Annotated in this window: 15 protein-coding genes; 8 read left to right on the top strand and 7 right to left on the bottom strand. The window is 39.5% G+C overall.

The annotated features are described in order from the left end of the window. Positions 1 to 237: transposase (locus C6H66_RS22430; protein WP_146111101.1), on the top strand; the 237-nt coding region annotated here is incomplete at its 5' end. Between the two features lie 4 nt (positions 238 to 241). Here C6H66_RS22430 and C6H66_RS22425 read toward each other — a convergent pair. Continuing rightward, complete coding sequence (locus C6H66_RS22425) at positions 242 to 895, bottom strand: hypothetical protein (protein ID WP_105396779.1); 654 nt, start codon at positions 893 to 895, stop codon at positions 242 to 244. A gap of 1032 nt (positions 896 to 1927) precedes the next feature. Here C6H66_RS22425 and glnS point away from each other — a divergent pair. After that, complete coding sequence (glnS, locus tag C6H66_RS22420) at positions 1928 to 3595, top strand: glutamine--tRNA ligase (protein ID WP_046395527.1); 1668 nt, start codon at positions 1928 to 1930, stop codon at positions 3593 to 3595. A 184-nt stretch (positions 3596 to 3779) separates the two neighbouring features. On the opposite strand, the gene C6H66_RS22415 is transcribed toward glnS, so the two are convergent. Next, complete coding sequence (locus tag C6H66_RS22415) at positions 3780 to 4673, bottom strand: LysR family transcriptional regulator (protein WP_046395526.1); 894 nt, start codon at positions 4671 to 4673, stop codon at positions 3780 to 3782. 446 nt (positions 4674 to 5119) lie between these two features. On the opposite strand from C6H66_RS22415, the gene C6H66_RS22410 reads away from it, so the two are divergent. The 6 genes from C6H66_RS22410 to C6H66_RS22380 all read left to right on the top strand — a co-directional run bounded on the left by C6H66_RS22410 (position 5120) and on the right by C6H66_RS22380 (position 13717). Continuing rightward, entirely contained in the window at positions 5120 to 5881 is a 762-nt protein-coding gene (locus tag C6H66_RS22410) for an iron-containing redox enzyme family protein (RefSeq protein WP_052739423.1), read from the top strand. A 1197-nt stretch (positions 5882 to 7078) separates the two neighbouring features. Continuing rightward, entirely contained in the window at positions 7079 to 8746 is a 1668-nt protein-coding gene (locus C6H66_RS22400) for an FAD-dependent oxidoreductase (protein WP_181150272.1), read from the top strand. 420 nt (positions 8747 to 9166) lie between these two features. Further along, positions 9167 to 9616 carry a cupin domain-containing protein gene (locus C6H66_RS22395; RefSeq protein ID WP_082300967.1) on the top strand — a complete coding sequence of 150 codons (450 nt, stop codon included), beginning with the start codon at positions 9167 to 9169 and terminating at the stop codon, positions 9614 to 9616. Positions 9617 to 10341: 725 nt separating this feature from the next. Next, positions 10342 to 13017 (top strand): beta-N-acetylhexosaminidase, encoded by a 2676-nt coding sequence (locus C6H66_RS22390; protein WP_105396776.1) that lies wholly within the window; start codon positions 10342 to 10344, stop codon positions 13015 to 13017. Positions 13018 to 13239: 222 nt separating this feature from the next. Beyond that, entirely contained in the window at positions 13240 to 13503 is a 264-nt protein-coding gene (locus C6H66_RS22385; protein ID WP_046395522.1) for a type II toxin-antitoxin system RelB/DinJ family antitoxin, read from the top strand. Next, complete coding sequence (locus C6H66_RS22380; RefSeq protein ID WP_105396775.1) at positions 13490 to 13717, top strand: type II toxin-antitoxin system YafQ family toxin; 228 nt, start codon at positions 13490 to 13492, stop codon at positions 13715 to 13717. Before C6H66_RS22385 ends, C6H66_RS22380 begins: the two co-directional genes overlap by 14 nt. Positions 13718 to 13748: 31 nt before the next feature. Here C6H66_RS22380 and fur read toward each other — a convergent pair whose 3' ends face one another. The 5 genes from fur to C6H66_RS22355 all read right to left on the bottom strand — a co-directional run bounded on the left by fur (position 13749) and on the right by C6H66_RS22355 (position 18996). Continuing rightward, positions 13749 to 14195, bottom strand: coding sequence for a ferric iron uptake transcriptional regulator (fur, locus tag C6H66_RS22375; RefSeq protein ID WP_036776678.1), 447 nt, complete (start codon positions 14193 to 14195; stop codon positions 13749 to 13751). Positions 14196 to 14560: 365 nt separating this feature from the next. After that, positions 14561 to 15091, bottom strand: coding sequence for a flavodoxin FldA (gene fldA, locus C6H66_RS22370; protein ID WP_046395520.1), 531 nt, complete (start codon positions 15089 to 15091; stop codon positions 14561 to 14563). Positions 15092 to 15265: 174 nt separating this feature from the next. Next, complete coding sequence (gene ybfE / locus C6H66_RS22365; RefSeq protein ID WP_036776802.1) at positions 15266 to 15553, bottom strand: LexA regulated protein; 288 nt, start codon at positions 15551 to 15553, stop codon at positions 15266 to 15268. 138 nt (positions 15554 to 15691) lie between these two features. Continuing rightward, positions 15692 to 16660: a GlxA family transcriptional regulator gene (locus tag C6H66_RS22360; protein ID WP_036813364.1), complete on the bottom strand. Its 969-nt coding sequence runs from the start codon at positions 16658 to 16660 to the stop codon at positions 15692 to 15694. Between the two features lie 191 nt (positions 16661 to 16851). Next, on the bottom strand, positions 16852 to 18996 hold the full coding sequence (locus C6H66_RS22355; protein WP_105396774.1) for a type I secretion system permease/ATPase: 2145 nt from the start codon (positions 18994 to 18996) through the stop codon (positions 16852 to 16854). Between the last annotated feature and the right edge of the window lie 2 nt (positions 18997 to 18998).

Raw genomic sequence — 18998 nt, 5'->3', positions numbered from 1 at the left:
CGTATTGAGAACAATCTCCATTGGGTATTGGATGCGACGTTTCATGAGGATGATTGTCAGATTTATCGAGAAAATGCGGCGGAAAATATCGCGATATTGAGGCGAATTGCCTTGAATATGCTGAAAACAGAAGGCAGCAAATTAAGTATAAGAAAGAAACGAATGCGAGCCTGGATGAAAACGCAATTTCTGGAACAAGTCGTACAAGCAGGATTTTCTAATCTGAATAATATTTAAGCATTCATGCGGTTGCCCTGGGTGGGCTAATGTTTTTTATATTGTCTGGTTTTATTCCTTTTTTGAGTAAAAAATTACCTTGTAATTTTGAATGTTGGAAAACAAAATATTTTTTATCAATTAATGTCTCAATCCCTTTCATTTGTTGAATATTAAGATGTTGAGCCTTATTTTTATTTTCAAAAGCATCATATGTCTTTTCAAGAGAATAGTGTTGATGAAAGTCTTCTACGAAAGGGCCATGATGCGTTATACAACAAGGTATATGGGGAGGGTGATAGGATAATAATGTATCTGTTTGATAATAAACTATTGCAGGAACTGTCTGATCATTTTCTATTGATAATATTGAGATACATTTTTCCAGCATATTTCTTATGTCTGAAATTTTCATAGAGAAATTAAAAAAGATATTTATACATTTTATATCTTTAATTATACCCTCGGTTATTTTAGGTGAAATTAATGATTCATCTCTTTTGTAGAGTATAAAACCAGAAAGTAAGTTTCTTTTTGTAAAATAATCAGCAACTTTTAGTGCGAAGGATGTCGCTCCAACTTTAAAACCAGAATGATAATCATTTGATATGTAGTTGCCATTAATGACTATTACTGCTGGAGCTGCTGCTACTTTCTTGCTTGATATTATATTTGGCATTCTTATTTCCCTTAGGGTGTTTTATTAAATAAATGAAATTATTGAGCATTGTTTTCATGTGTTAATTTTTTAGTTTAATATTCAGAATGATTAGGATTGATTAAGTGTATCATACTATACTTGGATAGTTTTATTACACATAAGATACCTGATAATATTATTACCTTAATAATAAATTGCAAAGTATTTTATTGTTTATTTACGATGGTTTAAACATTAAAATGCGTGTATGTAACGTAACCCTTTATTATTCTTTAGTTTATTTTATTGACCTGATTATAAATTTATTTTCAAACAAATACCTGTTAGAGAATAGTGATGTAATTGAGATAAAATCATGATGGTGAAATACCTGAATTATCAGAATTTATTATGAGATTAATTTATTGTTATTTTGGGTTTTTTGTATATAAAAATTTAATTTAGAATATCATTAATGGTGTTTCAATCATAAATTTGATATGTATAATTATTTTTTATATTTACAGAGTGAAAGCATCTATTAATAGGTAATTTAGAAATTTAAATTATAGCTTTATGTTCATCTTATCAAGTAGTTATTTATGACAAACATAGTGTCAATTATTTATTCCTTAAAATTGGATGGTTATTATTCGATAATGTTTTTTATGGTTGAATGAAATATTGATTGAAAATAGTTTCATGAGTTATTTCATATTGCAAATTACTCAATGCTCCTTCATTTTTACGGATAATTATAAATAACGCACGCTGTATTGTTGACTATGCCACTGTTGAGTGCTTTTTCGATCTTAATAAAGGTTTGTTCGTAACTATTTGTTATATATGAGATTGTGGAAGCATGGATAAATGGGTTTGGATTGCTAAGTATCATGCTTATTTTTCAGTAAAAAATTATAAAAGCAGTTCCTTTTTCGGCAGAAAGTTGTTTTTTCGCTCCAACTTTGTACTGAATCGCCATTTTACATGAACAAACGGTTGTTTCTCAGCACTGCTTGTTGGATTATAGGCGGTTATGTGACGCGTTTTTGCATTATTGAGGTATAAGAAATGAGTGAGGCAGACGCCCGCCCGACAAACTTTATTCGTCAGATAATTGACGAAGATTTGGCAACTGGTAAACATACATCGGTACATACTCGCTTTCCGCCTGAACCCAATGGCTATCTGCATATTGGTCATGCGAAATCTATCTGCCTGAACTTTGGTGTTGCAAAAGATTATCAGGGCCAGTGTAACCTGCGTTTTGATGATACCAACCCAGTAAAGGAAGATGTTGAATACGTCGATTCTATTAAAAATGACGTTCAGTGGTTAGGTTTTGAGTGGAGCGGCGATATTCGCTACTCTTCTAATTATTTCGATACGCTGTATCAATATGCTATTGAATTGATCGACAAAGGTCTGGCTTACGTTGATCAATTGAGTCCAGAAGAGATACGTGAATATCGTGGCACGTTGAAAGAGCCGGGTAAGAACAGCCCATATCGTGACCGCACTGTTGAAGAAAATTTGGTGTTGTTTGAAAAAATGCGTGCCGGTGAATTTGACGAAGGTAAAGCTTGTCTGCGCGCCAAAATTGATATGGCATCACCTTTCATTGTGATGCGTGATCCAGTTTTGTACCGTATTAAATTTGCAGAACATCATCAGTGCGGTGACAAGTGGTGCATCTACCCAATGTACGATTTTACTCACTGTATTTCTGATGCCCTTGAAGGCATTACACATTCGCTGTGTACGCTGGAGTTCCAGGATAACCGCCGCCTGTACGACTGGGTGCTGGAAAACATCACTATTGATTGTCACCCGCGTCAATATGAATTCTCGCGCTTGAATCTTGAATACACGGTTATGTCTAAGCGTAAGCTGAATCTGTTGGTAACAGATAAGATTGTTGAAGGTTGGGATGATCCCCGTATGCCAACGATCTCGGGCTTGCGTCGTCGTGGTTATACTGCCGCGTCTATTCGTGAATTCTGTCGTCGTATTGGTGTCACCAAGCAGGACAACAATGTGGAAATGGCAGCATTGGAATCTTGCATCCGTGATGATTTGAACGAAAATGCCCCCCGCGCAATGGCTGTTCTCGATCCGGTCAGATTAGTGATCGAAAACATGCCGGAAGGGGAGCAGATTTTGAGTATGCCTAATCATCCGAACAAACCGGAGATGGGCAGCCGTGAAGTGCCATTTAGCCGTGAGATCTACATTGACCGGGCAGATTTCCGTGAAGAAGCGAACCGTCAATATAAGCGTCTGGTATTGGGTAAAGAAGTCCGTCTGCGTAACGCTTATATCATCAAAGCGGAGCGTGTTGAGAAAGATGCTGACGATAATATCACGACGATCTATTGCAGCTACGATGATCAAACGTTGAATAAAGATCCAGCGGATGGTCGGAAAGTGAAAGGTGTTATTCATTGGGTTAGCGCGGCTCATACAGTTCCTGCGGAATTCCGTCTGTATGATCGTCTGTTCAGCGTACCAAACCCAGGGGCAGAAGATGATTTTCTGGCGACAATTAACCCGGAGTCGCTAGTGATCCGTCAGGGCTTTGTGGAGCCAAGTTTAGCTGATGCTAAACCAGAACAAACTTATCAGTTTGAGCGTGAAGGTTATTTCTGTGCTGATAGTTGTCATTCCAGCGCCGAAAATTTGGTATTTAACCGTACCGTTGGTCTGCGTGATACCTGGGCAAAAATTTCTCAGGATTAATTAAGACAATGAACTGTACCTCACAAGTTGGACACTTAATCCAGCATGAGGTGCAGTTTTTTGGTGGCTAAATTTGTCATTACTAGAAAAAGCTAAGTTAGGTAAATGAGTTATCAGGATTGCAGGATAAAATCAAAAGTATCAATTCATACGTCAATACCTCTATAAGTTGTTGGTAACTATTTTATTTCTCTTTTGGGAATAAATTATCTGCCATGAAATCGACAAAAGCTCTGACTTTAGGTAATACCCAACGGTTAGATGGCCAGAGAACACGGAAGGTGCTTGAAGTACCCGCCCACTTATCCAGGATGGTTAACAATTCACCGCTAACCAAGGCTTGTTTAACGGTAAAATCAGGCAAACAGGCGATGCCGTGACCTTGGATCGCCATGTGCAGCAATGTTTCGACATGATTGCTGGTGATCTTTGCTTGGAGATGAATGTCTACTTCGGATGTTCCTGAGCGCAAAGGCCATTTCTCCAACAGGCCGGTAGTGGGAAAACGGTGCATCAAACAGGCGTGGTGTAATAACTCTCCGGGATGTGATGGTTTACCGTGTTGTGCAAAATAGCTTGGAGCGCCAACATAGACAAGACGGCTAGACCCTATACGTTTATTCATTAGTCGTGAATCGTTGAGTTCTCCAGTGCGAACCACAGCATCGAACCCTTCATCGATAACATCAACTAATCGATCACTAAAATCCAGTTCTAGTTCTATCTGTGGGTAACAAGTGGCAAAAGCGGATAATACGGGCAACATCAGGTTACTGAGCGATGGCAAACTCACTCGCAGGCGGCCTTGAGGGGCAGAGATAGAGCTTAATAGTTCATGTTCCGCAGTGGAAATCTCGTCCAGGATACGTTTGCAGCGCTCAAGGAACAGTGTGCCTTCAGCCGTCAAACTGACACTACGTGTGCTACGTTGGAGCAGGCGGACACCTAATTTCTCTTCTAAGCGGGATATGCTTTTGCTAACGGACGAAGGAGAGAGTCCGAGTTGCCGGGCTGCTGTCGCGAAGCTACGAGCTTCGGCTACATGGATGAAGATTATAAATCCACTCAAATTATTCATTTGGCCTCCTGGGATTTTTTTAGGTCACTATTGGTGACAAGAAAGTCACTTCAGAAGTGATTTTAGGTCTATTTATCCACTATTAGCGAATCTGTAGTATGAAATAAAATTCATTTTGCTCTCGCTGCCATATAGCGATGCACAGTACATATTTAAGGGCGAAAATCGAAATGGTCGTGAAAACTAAAATAGATACGGGATCGAGTGTAAATAAAATTTCACTCGTCTTGTCTTATGACCGTGGTCATTCCTTTGAATACCGTGCGTAATGGGAGCACAGTAGAGCTGAGTTTGGCCATTAACATCTATATTCTTACCTACGGTATTGCGACAATCTGTGCTAACAGACTGATAGGATTGCATAAACATAGAACGACTATTTTTGGCTTGAGAAGAGCCTATATATCATCTATTTCATCGGTTGAATGTTACTAAAAGGGTTTATTATGGAACTCGCTATCAACACTCAAAACAAACTTAGAAAAGAAACCGGTTATTTTTTATCTCCACTATGGGAAGACGTTTTCTCTAAAGAGTTATTGGAGGAGCTTAATTCAAATATATTTCTGGTCGCTTGCCGCTCTGGACAGGTGGACCAGAGTTTATTAAGAAAGTTTATGATCCAGCACCATCATTATTCACAATATTTCACCCGCTATCTCTGTTCATTGATGGGAGGTTTAGCAGACCAAAAAGATTTTGTGTTGCTTTCTCACAATTTGTTGGAAGAGCTAACAGGAACCGATGCTGCAAAGATATCTCACGCAGAGTTATATAAAAAGGCGATGGCTGCTATTAACGCGGTTCCTAAAAGTGATCCGATTCTTAACAGCACTCAGCAACTGATTGATGCTATGTTTCGCCATTGCCGCAGTGATGATTCTCTAAGAGGGCTTGCGGCACTGTGTTTAGGAGCTGAGGCGATCGTGCCTTTGGTTTATGGCCCAATTTTGGATGCCTTGCAATTCATAAAGGCACCTGATGATGCATTGCATTTCTTTAGAATTCATGTTGAAGAAGATGAAGATCATGCCATTGCGATGAGGAAAATTATTGATCGGATGGTTGAAGAGAAACCTTACCGGAGGGTGGATGTTATTGCCGTGGGTGAAGAAATGGTGCGTTTTCGCATTGCGATGCTTAATGAACTATATCAAAGCAATATTGGGGTAAATACAGATGTAACGCTTTTATCCGAATGTGATTGAGATACTTTGCGTCATAATGACATGTGTAGCAAAAGTACTTGATATGGTTTCTAGTGGTGAAATATCAGCATAAAGTGTTGATAGCTATATTTCTGGCGAAAGAAACAATAAAAACATTTGTAATCATATATAATGTAATAATTATTGGGTTGAATTCATATGATGTCAAAAATAAAAATCGAAATTAGTCATTATCGATTTTATTGAATGAAAATTAACTTTAAATGTAAATATTGTTTGGCGACAAATTATGTAACTAATATTGGAAAAGTCTGAGAAGAAATACTATATTAGAGAATGTGTGGTTGTTGTGAATAGCTTTGATCAAAATTCCTACGAGGACGATAAGTAAAGTTCTGAAACATAAGTTAAGGAGTATTTCTGCTAAAATTCTTGATAAATATTAAAGAAATAAAAAAGTTTCATATAGGATTCTAAAAACCGCTAATTACATATCAAGTAATTAGAATTGATTATAAATAAAATAACATATTGTGAATTGAGTTTTTCATGAAAATGCTGTTGTCAAAGTTGTAAAAAAGTTGATTCTTGTTGAATCTCCCGATGTCTCTGAGTTTGAACGTATGGAGCGGTTCTTTAACATTCACAAAGATGTGTTCCCACCAACTCATTTTCAGTCCACCGGTATTCTTACTAAGAATTTGAGATACCTCTTTTTGAGAATTAGGCTACAGAGTAAGAGTTATTGTTTCCATAATAACATTAGAGGAATATTGTCCATTTGTTGTTTCTGATATTGAAGAAACGATGAACTATACCTTGTTTAGTATAATGCGACATAATTCGTTTCTGTGGGAAATGGCAATATATATGAAATATTAGAAAATAGTGAAAACTTTGATGCTATTTTTTTGAATTATAATCTTCCGTTTATTCTTGAAAGTGACTTTTTTCGAGAGGAAACTGATTATACGTTTAACAATCCAGAAGATATAACATATAAATGTTTTCTTAAGAAAGTAAGTATCTCAATTGATAGGGAAAGAGGCTTGTGGGGGTTAGCTGTTAGGGAAATAAAATAATGTTTAATGAATAATTCATAAGGCATGATTATAACTATTTTTTATATGAAGAGAGAAGAAAAGACGATAATTCACAAACATACAAAAATTTTTAACTGATATCTTTGGGACTGAAGTGTTTATTGCTATAAATCATTATTAAGGAGAATATATTTTGACTTCGGAAAATATTTCTGTATCACCTGTTGCCATTGTTGGTGGTGGACCCGTTGGCCTAATGTTAGCTTTATTCTTGGATTTATATGGTGTTCGTTCCGTTATCTTTAATTTGGAGGAAGAAACTCGATGGCAACCTAAAGGCACTACCCATAGTGCCCGTATTATGGAGCATTATCGTCGTGTAGGTATATCTCAGCCTATTCGGTCATTAGGATTGCCAAAAGAGTTCCCTTTGGATGCGTCATATTTTACCAAGTTTAATGGGTGGGAACTTGCACGGATCTCCTTACCGTCGGAAATGCAGAAAATGGCTATGCGCGACAATGCGGCTTCGACAGATCAGGTACCAGAGCCCATATTACGTGTAAATCAAATGTATGCTGAACGGTTTTTGTTACAACATGCAAGGAGTCGTCCGAATATTACAATAAGATATGGTTGGCGTGTTAAAGATTTTATCCAGTATCAAGACAAAGTAAAACTTTATGCGGAGCATGTTGATGGAAAATATGCTAATGAAGTCTGGCAGGCGGCATATATGGTTGGGTGCGATGGCGGGCAGAGCTTTGTTCGATCTAAGCTTGGTATCGCATACGAAGGAACAGTTGAAGCTAAGGCAGGTTTTCTAACAGGTGGAATGGTTTCCAGCTATATCCGTGTTCCTGGAATTCATCAAGGATTATTACGAGACAAAAAATCCTTGATGTACCATATTATCTCACCTGGGAAGCATATGTTATTTATCTGCTTAGACGGTGAAGATGATTTTTTATTTGTGACCCAAAGTAAAGATGGGAAAGTTATCGATGATTCGGAAGTCATTCGCATAGCGCAGGCAGGAATCGGTTCAGATGTTGAGATATTAGTCCTTGGCAATACGATATGGAAAGGTGGTGTTGCTCTCGTTGCTAATAAATATTCTGAGGGTAGGGTATATTTAGCAGGCGATTCTATTCACTTATTTTCGCCTACTGGTGGTTTTGGCATGCATACGGGGATCGACGATGCTAGCAATTTAGCCTGGAAAATTGTTGCGTCTATAAATGGTTGGGCGGGTAATGAGCTAATGGATTCTTATGAAAGCGAGCGTCGCCCAATTGCATTGAGAAATACTGCCGCTGCACGCTCTTATACCCGGCAGACAGCATCACTATATGTGCCTGAAAATCTGGAAGATGCAGATTCTGCGGGTGATTTGGCGCGTGAAAAGATTGGTATTGAGCTGAGTAATTTTCGCTGTCAATTTACTTCTATCGGTGTTGAACTTGGTGCCCGATATGATAGTTCTCCTCATATTATTAATAGCGATCCAGTACCGGATGATGATTGGCTTAATTATAAACCAAGTAGTGTACCCGGAGGGAGATTGCCGCACTTATGGCTTACACCTATTCCTGGCGCCAGGGTATCTCTGTTCGATATTTTAGGTACCGGATTTAGTTTGCTGCGGGTAGGATCTCATTTTCCAGATATATCTGAATTATTAGCTCAAGCATATCAACGTAAAATTCCGGTCAAGATTGTTGATCTTCCCGGTCATGATGCTTGGCAATTATATCAAACCAGGCTCCTATTAGTGCGCCCTGACCAATATATTGCTTGGAGAGGTGATAAGGTTCCTGACAATATAGGTTCAATATTGGATAAAATTGTCGGCAGGTAACGGCCCTTCTGGTAATGTCGATAGGACTAATATAATTGTCATAGCAAAGCATTGATGGTTATTTAGTGTGCATATAAAAAATTAGCGAACAATCGAAATATCATTGGGGTTTGGTGTTAGCGTATTAAGAGAGGTGCGCCTGTGGAAAGGGTGGTTGGGTGTATAGAACGATAATATAGTTCAACCACCACTGTTATTACGCAGAATGATATAATTAATGTTATTAAAAAAATTTATCAGTAATTTTGATGGAATCTCTTGCACTTTTGTCATAACTAATAGATATATAACATGGTATTACCAGGATAATTATGGATCATAGGCAGAAATGGTGCCTAAGATATTTGTAAGATGAAATATTTTGGGTGTTATTTCAGAATGCAAATTTTACAATAAACTACAATATTGGAGGTAATTATAGTGAAAGAAACGTTTTTCTCATCTGGAGACTTTGGCAAAGTTCCCGGAGAATTAATTGAAGATAAGCCTGCTAAATTGATTCATGAAGATGTATTGAATTCTGAATTGAGTCAAGATTTGAATTTCTCAAATGAAAGGCGCCATAAAGTGGCTATGGTTAATTTACCCAGTAAAGTTCTTAGTATGACTTTGGGAGGATTACAACCTGGACAATCAACCCGTAAACATAGACACAGTTATGAAACCATAATATATATTGTTGATGGTGAAGGGTATTCACTCATTGGTGAACAACATGTTTCATGGAAAGCCGGTGATGCGATATATGTGCCTGTGTGGGCATGGCATCAACATGTTAACAGTAGTGCTATTGATGAAGTATTCTATATTGCATGTGAAAATGCGCCAATGTTGCAAAACTTAGGTCTTGCTGTTCGTGAAGAGCTTTAAATTCAAGTAAATATAGGTTGTATAGATTGTACTTAAAAACAGATAATGATTTAACCGGGATAAAAGCTTATTAGCAATATCCCGGTATTTTATATGTATTAATTTTCTCTAATTTAATTCTGAGAAAAATAGGGATTTCACCTCAATTACTGAGTTTTTATTAAATTTAATCCGGATTGTTTAACTATTGTCTATAATATAAAAAATCACAACTGATAGTTTATTTTTTTAAATATTATCATTGATAAATAATTTTACATCTATTTTAGTTGGAAAATAGATGTATTAATCAATCTATTTTTTAGTACGTTTTTCATATTGTTAATCTTTCGGTTTTGTATTATTTTTTATTTTTATATCAATGATGTATATAACTTACCTCGTGTTTCTTTGTAATGTGTTCTCTGTCATGTTTTACAAAAAATTTCTTTTTTTTTCATTGATAATTCATGATGTGAAAAATAGTCTTTATAGATGTTGATTAAGTGATTTTAATTTTCTTTCTTAATGTAAGGTTTTTTATTTTATAAATCGATTTACATTTTTAGCAGTAATTTTATGGTTACATATGCGCAAGATTGGCATTTATTTTTCTAAAGTGAGAAAGAGATTAAATTCAACGTCATCAAGTCATTTATTGTCTTCTCATGGCTCGTTGTTGTTGCTCTTAGTGTTTCTGAGCAGCGGCTTACCTTACATAACTTTTGTGTTTGAAAGAGGTAATAATGAAGAAATTTAAATTGCATACATTAGCAGCACTGACTGCAACAGTTGGACTTATAGGCTCTGTATATGCTTCCCAAACAGCTCAACAAGTGGTTGATGCACTGAGTCAATTAAAAGTTAATTATAAGGTTGTTGATAATCAGGCGGGAGATCACGGTGTTAACTGTGCGGTACTGGGGGCGGATTGGGCTAAATGTAATCGAGTGGATATTACTTTAACCAATGGTAATCAGGCGATTGACTCTTCTGACTGGGCGATTTATTTCCACAGTATCCGTCAGGTTCTGAGTGTGGATAATGAACAGTTCAAAATCACACGTATCACGGGCGATTTACATAGGCTGGAGCCAACCGAAAAATTCATCGGTATTAAAGCTAATGAGCAGGTAAAACTGCCGTTTATTGGAGAATATTGGCAGATTTACAGTACTGATTTTCTGCCCCGCTGGTATGCAACGTCGGGTGATGCGAAACCTAAAGTACTTGTTAATACGGATACAGAAGATCTGAGCCAATTTTTATCTGCTTTTACCGGCGATCAGTGGAAACGTACGCAAACAGATAACAATATTCTGATGACGCCTGAAAATCGTTATATGAAAAACTTGCAGGTCAAAAAGGTTGGATCAGAAAAATTGCGTGGGCAAATTATCCCGACACCCAAAGAGGTTCAAATTTTTGCCGAGGATGTTGATTTATCTGGCGGGGTAAGATTGGAATTAGGTGGTTTAAATGACGAGGCAGTTATTCTTGTCAGAAAGCGTTTTACTGATCAAGGAATTAAATTAGAGAATAGTGGCTATCCCGTTGCGACCCAGATTGTCTCTTCCGATTTTACCGGAGATTGGCAGGTTAAAGGGGCTTACCGTCTGAATGTTACCCAGAATGGGGCGCAAATTGTTGCTTTTGACCAATCAGGGGTGTTTTACGGTCTTCAATCTCTGTTGTCATTAATTCCTGTTGATGGCGATAGGAAGATTGCTACTTTGGCGGCAAAAGATGCGCCCCGCTTTGAATATCGTGGAGTTCTCCTTGATGTGGGGCGTAATTTCCACAGTAAACAGGCTGTTCTGCGTTTGCTTGACCAAATGGCAAGTTATAAGCTGAATAAATTCCATATTCATCTATCCGATGATGAAGGTTGGCGTTTGGAAATTCCTGGATTACCTGAGTTGACGGAAGTCGGCAGCCAGCGGTGTCATGATTTAAGCGAAACTAAATGTTTGTTGCCACAACTGGGTTCAGGTCCTGATAACAACAATATGGGTAGCGGCTATTTCAGCCGTCAAGACTATATTGATATTCTGAAATATGCCAAAGCGCGTTATATCGACGTTATTCCTGAAATTGATATGCCAGCCCATGCTCGTGCCGCCGTTGTTTCTATGGAAGCTCGCTATAAGAAATTGATCGCTCAGGGGAATGTGAAAGGAGCGAATGAGTATCGTTTGCTGGACCCAACGGATACCACCAGAGCAACCTCTGTTCAGCTCTATGATCGTCGCAGTTATTTAAATCCGTGTATGGATTCTTCAAAACGGTTTGTTGAGAAAGTCATAGGTGAAATTGCCGCTATGCATAAAGCTGCTGGCTCACCATTGGAGACCTGGCATTTCGGCGGAGATGAAGCGAAGAATATCCGTTTAGGAGATGGATTCCAGGATAAAAATGGTCCTATCGTACCAGGTAAGGGCATCATTGATAAAAGTGCGGAAGATAAACCGTGGGCTAAATCCCAGGTTTGTCAGAAGTTGATAGAACAGGGTGTTGTGAAAGATATTGAGCATCTTGCCAGCGACTTCGCAATTGAAGTAAGCAAAATTGTGAACGCTAATGGTATCGAGAAGATGCAGGCGTGGCAGGATGGTTTAAAACATGCCGGCAGCGCTAAAGAGTTTGCCACTAAACGCGTTGGGGTGAATTTCTGGGACACTCTCTACGATGGCGGTTTTGATTCAGTCAATGATTGGGCAAATAAGGGCTATGAAGTGGTGATATCTAACCCAGATTATATTTATCTGGATATGCCATATGAAGTTCATCCACAAGAACGTGGCTATTATTGGGCGGCCCGTTTTAACGATGAAGCTAAGATCTTTAGTTTTGCGCCTAATAACATGCCACAAAATGCTGAAACTTCCGTTGATCGTGATGGTAATGCATTCCGTGCGAAAAGTGATAAACCGTGGCCGGGCGCTTATGGGCTTTCAGGTCAAGGATGGAGTGAAACGGTTCGTACTGATGAGCAGATGGAATATATGATTTATCCGCGCTTATTGCCGCTAGCAGAACGAGCATGGCACAGGGCCGGTTGGGAGCTGGATTATGTTCCGGGTCAGACATATAAGCGGGGAGAAACGTATAAAGTCGATATAGATGCGCTTAATCGTGACTGGACTCGATTCGCTAACCTGATAGGGCAACGTGAACTGAGTAAACTGGATAAAGCAGGCATTGCTTACCGTTTACCGGTTCCGGGGGCTAAGGTAAAACGTGGCATTTTGCGGGCTAATGTTGCTCTGCCTGGATTGGTCATTCAGTATTCGACTGATGGCGGTCGTAACTGGGAAGTTTATAACAACCATAAACGCCCAAGAGTGAGAGGTGATGTGTTAATCCGTTCTGTCAGCCCGGATGGTAAACGTTACAGCCGAATTGATAACGTAAAGGCATGATAATGTTGTAGCAAGAGGGGAACCCTGATGGGTTCCTCAATCTACAGATTCAGAGGAAAATGGGTAAATTGGATAAACTACAGTTATATCTATGACGTTAGTTATGTAAAAATTTTTCAATAGATGAAACTCAATTACCTCTTCATGTATTGAGCGAAAGTTGATTATAGACACTCATTGAATTACGGTTGCATTACAATGTAATTCAATGAGAGATCTTATATGGCTACAAACCAATTAGTACAAACCCGTATAGATGGAGAGATTAAGACAGAGGCGGCTGCCGTTCTGGCTGCTATGGGTTTGACTGTATCAGATGCCGTTCGTATGATGTTAATGCGGGTAGCAAGAGAAAAAGTGTTACCTTTTGAACCGTTAGTACCAAATGAGACAACAATAGCTGCAATGAAAGAAGCTCGCAAAGGTTGCGGTAAATCATTTTCCACTGTAAAAGATTTAATGGCCGATCTTAATGCGGACGATTGACTACGCAAGCCAATTCAAGCGAGATTACAAGGGAGAAAAGAAAGGTCGGCATCGTGAAGTTCTTGATGACGTACTGATGCTGGTGATTGAATTATTGGCTTCTGATAGTTTGCTAGAGCCGAAATATTGCGATCATGCTCTTTCTGGTGATTGGAAGGATTTTCGAGATTGTCATATTAAGCCTTTTGGGGAACCCTGGCGGGTTCCCCTCTAGGTAGATAAAAAATTAGCGGTTCAGGCGTGAATCACTTCTCGTCATGTGCGCTACTATCTTCGCGGCAATTACCGGCGGAGCAGTGACCATATAAATAAAGGCTGTGGTTTGAAAGTTTAATCCCATAACGCTCAGCAATGTTCTTCTGGCGTCTTTCGATATATTTGTCACTGAATTCAATGACTTTACCACAGTCCAGGCAGATTAAATGGTCGTGGTGGTGTTGTTGAGTGAGTTCAAAAACCGATTTGCCGCCCTCAAAGTTGTGACGGGTGACAATTCCGGCATCATCAAACTGATTCAACACGCGGTAGACAGTAGCAAGTCCAATCTCTTCACCGTTATCAATCAGTTTTTTGTAGAGATCTTCCGCACTGACATGGTGGTATTCAGGCTCCTGTAACACTTCCAGTATTTTCAATCGAGGAAGTGTAACTTTAAGTCCAGCATCTTTTAATGCTTTGTTGTTGTCGGTCATGCGGATTCAGTCCTGTTACTCAGTAAAGTGAACTTAGCGATACTTCAAAAAGTACCAGTTAGTTATCAGATTATGATTATAGGCATGGCTAGTGAAAATGAAAACCACGTTAACCTGAACTTTCATTACACATTTTGCCAGAATAATCATTTATAAAAGGCAGGAATAACCTTACTATTTATCATGTTTAGGATATTTTTTGCCATTCTTCGTAATAAAAAGCGGATTTAAGCAGTGTTTTGATAAAAACAACAGCCTTTGAACGCGATCCCACAGGGCGAATGAAGCGAGTCACTTCTCACCTACCGTGGGTTCACTATTGATAAGAAATAGCCTGCACCAATTGCGCTTAATGGGATAGGCCGCTATCCTGCAAGAATTTCTGACAAACTCAGCTCTTCGTAGATCTGCTTGGTCCAGGCATTAACACGCTCTTCTGTTAATTCTGGTTGGCGGTCTTCATCAATAGCAAGCCCGATAAAATGGTTATCATCAGCCAGACCTTTTGATTCTTCGAAGTGATAGCCCTCAGTTGGCCAATGACCAACAATAATGGCGCCGCGGGGTTCAATGATGTCACGGATAGTTCCCATAGCATCACAGAAATATTCCGCGTAATCTTCCTGATCGCCACAACCGAAAAGAGCGACCAACTTCCCTTCAAAATCGATCTCTTCCAGAGTAGGGAAGAAATCATCCCAGTCGCACTGCGCTTCGCCGTAGTACCAGGTAGGGATGCCGAGTAGCAGAATATCGAACTGTTCGATATCTTCTTTGCTGCTTTTGGCAATATCATGGACTTCTGCAATGTCGGAACTCAGAATTTTTTGGATCTTTTTGGCAATATTTTCTGTGTTGCCGGTATCGCTGCCGAAAAATATACCTATAATTGCCATAGGATAATATAACCTCTTGTTTTATTTGTGTATTTCTGTATGAGATATACGTATAAAATGTTAAAAATCAGTGAAAAAGGTACTGATTGTATTAATAAAAAAACAAAATCCTATTTTGACTAAACGGTCAGGACAATTCTGTCAAGTTTGTGTGATTTCGTGCTTTCAATGCTATCAAGTCGCGATGTTGCTTTCTGCTAACTGGGCCAGCAAAATTTGCTCAATGAGTTCACTGCGGCTGATGTTGCGTTGCTGTGCAAGAAAGTTAAGCGCATCTACTGCATCAGCATTTATTTTCAGTTCCACACGACGCAGACCGCGCACCTTATCACGGCGAAGTTGGTTACGTTTGTTGACTCTGAGTTGTTCATCCCTGGAAAGTGGGTTGGTTTTTGGGCGCCCCGGTCTGCGTTCATTTGCGAACAAATCCAGAGTGGTGCGATCCATTTGTTCTTTTGCCATAAATTCAATTAATAAAGGGCGTATACCATAAAATATAGCACGCCATGATACCCCAGCTTCTAGTGTATCGCTACTGCCTGACAAAGATAAAAGCGGCGTCATTGCTTATCCGTAAAGGATTGTGATTGAGTTTCCGTTTTAGCGGTGCTGGTATTTTCTACGGTACTCTACTGGTGTTAACCCATTAAGTTTCTTGAATAACTCTCTGAAATAACGAGTATCTTCATAGCCAACTTCATGGCTGATCTCTTCTATGGTTTTATTCGATTTTTCTAACCGGCATTTCGCCAGAGATAATCGAATCTGTTGGATATATTGAATAGGCGTCTGGCCGGTTGCAGTCTTAAAACGCCGCTTCATCTGTCTTTCACACAGATGAATTTTATCGGCCAAATTACCAACTGATAATCGGTCCGATGGGGCAGAATGCATCCAGTCTTGTAGTTTGTGGATTAATGTATCTGAATGTTGGCGATAGGGGACAAAACTTGCGAGAGTGTGCGAAGGGAGACCTTCCATATCGCCAAATATAAGCTGACTACAGGTTTCCCGGGTATTTTGACCATATATCTGCTCAACAATGTGCATCATGACATCGTTGTATTCATAGGTGCCAGAAGTACAAAAGATATTGTTATCTCTGGTGACTTTTATTTCCGAGTGTAACTGTACTTGTGGAAACATATCCTTAAATAAGTTGGTAAACAGCCAGTGGGTGGTGGCTTTACGGTTATTGAGTAAATTAGCTTTAGCCAGGATAAATGAACCAGAGCAAATAGAGACGATAGGGATATTTTTTTGTTCCATCATTTGCAACCAATCTAAGGTTTCTTGCGTGCAAGAATCGAGATCGTTGTAGGGGAGTCCGATTGCCCCCACCAAGACAATATCTGTTTGTTTAATTTCTCCTATGAGTTTATTGGGCTTTAGCCGAACACCGCCTAGCCCGATAACATCTTGATTATCTTGGGTAATGATATTGATTTCTGGTTCCGGCGCTCCGGCTAAGTGAGCGGCGGTGGTTAAAATTTCTATCGGGCCGGTAATCGAAGTTAGAGATCCTCCTGAAAATGCCAAAGCGCTTAACGAAACTGGATTCCTATCCATAAGAGTTCTCCAACTTAAAAGTTAAGATGTAAAAAGATGTTTGATTTATCTAACATATTAATAACTGAGAGTTACAGTTTAAATAATTTATTTACATTTTGTTAATTTATTGAACAAATAAATAAAAATAGACTCATTTTGAGTCAAAATTTATGCTTTCCTCTTCTTAAGAAATTAAGCTGAATGTCAATTCAGCTTTCACCAATTTGTTGATGCCATAAATGGGCGTATAGGCCGTCTTGTTGAAGTAGTTGATCATGTGAGTCAAATTCGACAATTTGCCCTTGATCTAACACGCAAATTTTGTCGGCATGACGAATCGTGTTGAGCCGGTGAGCAATGCTAATGACGGTTCTGTTACGGCATATTTCATCCATATTCGCCATGATTGCGGCTTCAGACTCATAATCTAATGCTGAGGTGGCTTCATCGAGGATAAGAATAGTCGGGTTGACCAAGAGTGCTCTTGCTAATGCGATGCGTTGTCTTTGACCGCCAGAGAGATTTGCTCCTTTCTCCCCGACCGGATGAGCAAAACCGTGAGGAAGCGATTGGATAAATTCAATGGCGCCAGATAACTCAGCGGCGCGATAGACTTCTGCATCAGTGGCGTTGGGTTTACATAGTCGGATGTTATCGATGATGCTGCCGGAAAAGAGGATACTTTCCTGGAGTACAACACTCATATTGCGGCGTAAAGAGACAGGATCGGCAATAGCCAGATCCATCCCATCAATTAGCACTTGTCCATGTTGAGGTACATATAGCCTTTGTAGTAAACGGGCGAGCGTACTTTTACCTGAACCCGATGGTCCGGTTATACCAATAAATTGACCCGATTTTATTGACAACGATAAATTTGCCAGAACCTCCGGTGTGTCGTCATGATAGCGGAAACGAATGTTTCTGAAGTCAATCTGACCTTCCAGCTCAGGTACAGAAGCTAATCCTTGTTTACTGTTCTCCATTGGTTCATCAAGAATATCCCCCACACGTTTCAGAGCGATTAACGTATGCTGAAAATCTTGCCAAACCTGTGCCAGCCGGAGGATAGGTTGGGTGACATGTCCGGCCAGCATATTAAAAGCGATAAGTTGTCCCGGCGTCAGTTCACCACGTAAAACTTCTGTCACTCCCCACCATAAGAGGATTGAGGCGGTAAATTTTTGGACAAAATCGATGCCTTGCCCGGCAATTAAACCGCTTTTCTGTGCCGCAAAGCTTTTAGTTAATTGTTGGCTGAGAATGCGTTGCCACTGATGTAAAAAACGATTTTCAGTCGCGGTGGTTTTGATGGTTTCAATGCCTGTTACAGCTTCGGTCAGAAAGCTCGTTGCATTCGCATCGGTTTCATATTCTGCCTCCACTTTGCGGCGAATAATTGGCCCGGCAATAAGCCAGAATACGAAATAAACAAAGAGTGAGCCAATAACGATCCAGGTCAATATCTTGGCATAGTAAAACATGACGCCAATGAACATGATAACGAAAATCAGATCTAACAGCAGCATCAGGGTAGAACCCGTCAAAAACTGGCGGATTTGAGACATTTCTCTGACTCTGGCAATAATCTGCCCGGTTTGCCGTTGCTTAAAATATTGCAGTGGCAAGCTTGTCAGATGGCGATATAGTCGCCCGGAGAGTTCAGAGTTTATCTGGCTTGCCATATGCCCAAACACGGTGTTGCGCATAAAGCTATACAAGGGTTCGGCAAGGGCGATAGCGAGCATAGCCATACCTAATACATGCAGGCTGGATAAACTTCGTCCTACCAATACTTTATCGATGATGTTTTCAAACAGGATCGGGCTGACCAGCGCAAATAATTGCAGAACAATGGCATATAAAAAGAGATCTCTTATCTGACTTTTCTGGCGAAAAATAGAGGGGTAAAACCAGCCCAGGCCGAATTTGACATGTTTTTTAGTTAATTCCTGATCGGCGATCAACAGAATCTTATAGGCGTGTTCTTTATTATCAGTAAATAAAGAGAGTGACTGCGTTTGTTCAGTCGCAGGATCGAGAACAGTAACATGAGTGTGGCTGACTTCAATCAGTACCCACCATTGCTGTTCCAATTCAATCAGTGCCGGTAAGGGTAACGTTGGCCCTGTATTGGCAGTTAATTGCTCAATTTTACTGTGTAGCCCAATAGCGTCGGCGGCTTCGCGTAGTTGTAACTCATTAAAATGTAAAGAATCAAAACCTAGGCTGTGTTGGAGTTGATCGATAGTGGCTGACTTATGAAATTGTTTTCCCACATAGACAATGCAGTCCAGTGCCTGATTATGGGTGTTGTTACCGGAATCGGTAGCAGAAGAGGGTAATATGTTCACGA

Origin of the sequence: Photorhabdus hindustanensis, from assembly GCF_002968995.1 — a bacterium.
GTDB lineage: Bacteria > Pseudomonadota > Gammaproteobacteria > Enterobacterales > Enterobacteriaceae > Photorhabdus > Photorhabdus akhurstii.
The sequence above is the reverse complement of the archived record's forward strand: the minus strand, read 5'-3'. Positions and strand labels throughout refer to the sequence as shown.

Excerpts from the sequence above, each read along its gene's own strand:
- C6H66_RS22425 (WP_105396779.1), bottom strand. The coding sequence starts at position 895 with ATGCCAAATATAATATCAAGCAAGAAAGTAGCAGCAGCTCCAGCAGTA.
- fur (WP_036776678.1), bottom strand. The coding sequence starts at position 14,195 with ATGACCGACAACAACAAAGCATTAAAAGATGCTGGACTTAAAGTTACA.
- C6H66_RS22360 (WP_036813364.1), bottom strand. The coding sequence starts at position 16,660 with ATGGATAGGAATCCAGTTTCGTTAAGCGCTTTGGCATTTTCAGGAGGA.
- glnS (WP_046395527.1), top strand. The coding sequence starts at position 1,928 with ATGAGTGAGGCAGACGCCCGCCCGACAAACTTTATTCGTCAGATAATT.
- C6H66_RS22390 (WP_105396776.1), top strand. The coding sequence starts at position 10,342 with ATGAAGAAATTTAAATTGCATACATTAGCAGCACTGACTGCAACAGTT.
- C6H66_RS22385 (WP_046395522.1), top strand. The coding sequence starts at position 13,240 with ATGGCTACAAACCAATTAGTACAAACCCGTATAGATGGAGAGATTAAG.
- fldA (WP_046395520.1), bottom strand. The coding sequence starts at position 15,091 with ATGGCAATTATAGGTATATTTTTCGGCAGCGATACCGGCAACACAGAA.
- ybfE (WP_036776802.1), bottom strand. The coding sequence starts at position 15,553 with ATGGCAAAAGAACAAATGGATCGCACCACTCTGGATTTGTTCGCAAAT.
- C6H66_RS22380 (WP_105396775.1), top strand. The coding sequence starts at position 13,490 with ATGCGGACGATTGACTACGCAAGCCAATTCAAGCGAGATTACAAGGGA.
- C6H66_RS22415 (WP_046395526.1), bottom strand. The coding sequence starts at position 4,673 with ATGAATAATTTGAGTGGATTTATAATCTTCATCCATGTAGCCGAAGCT.
- C6H66_RS22410 (WP_052739423.1), top strand. The coding sequence starts at position 5,120 with ATGGAACTCGCTATCAACACTCAAAACAAACTTAGAAAAGAAACCGGT.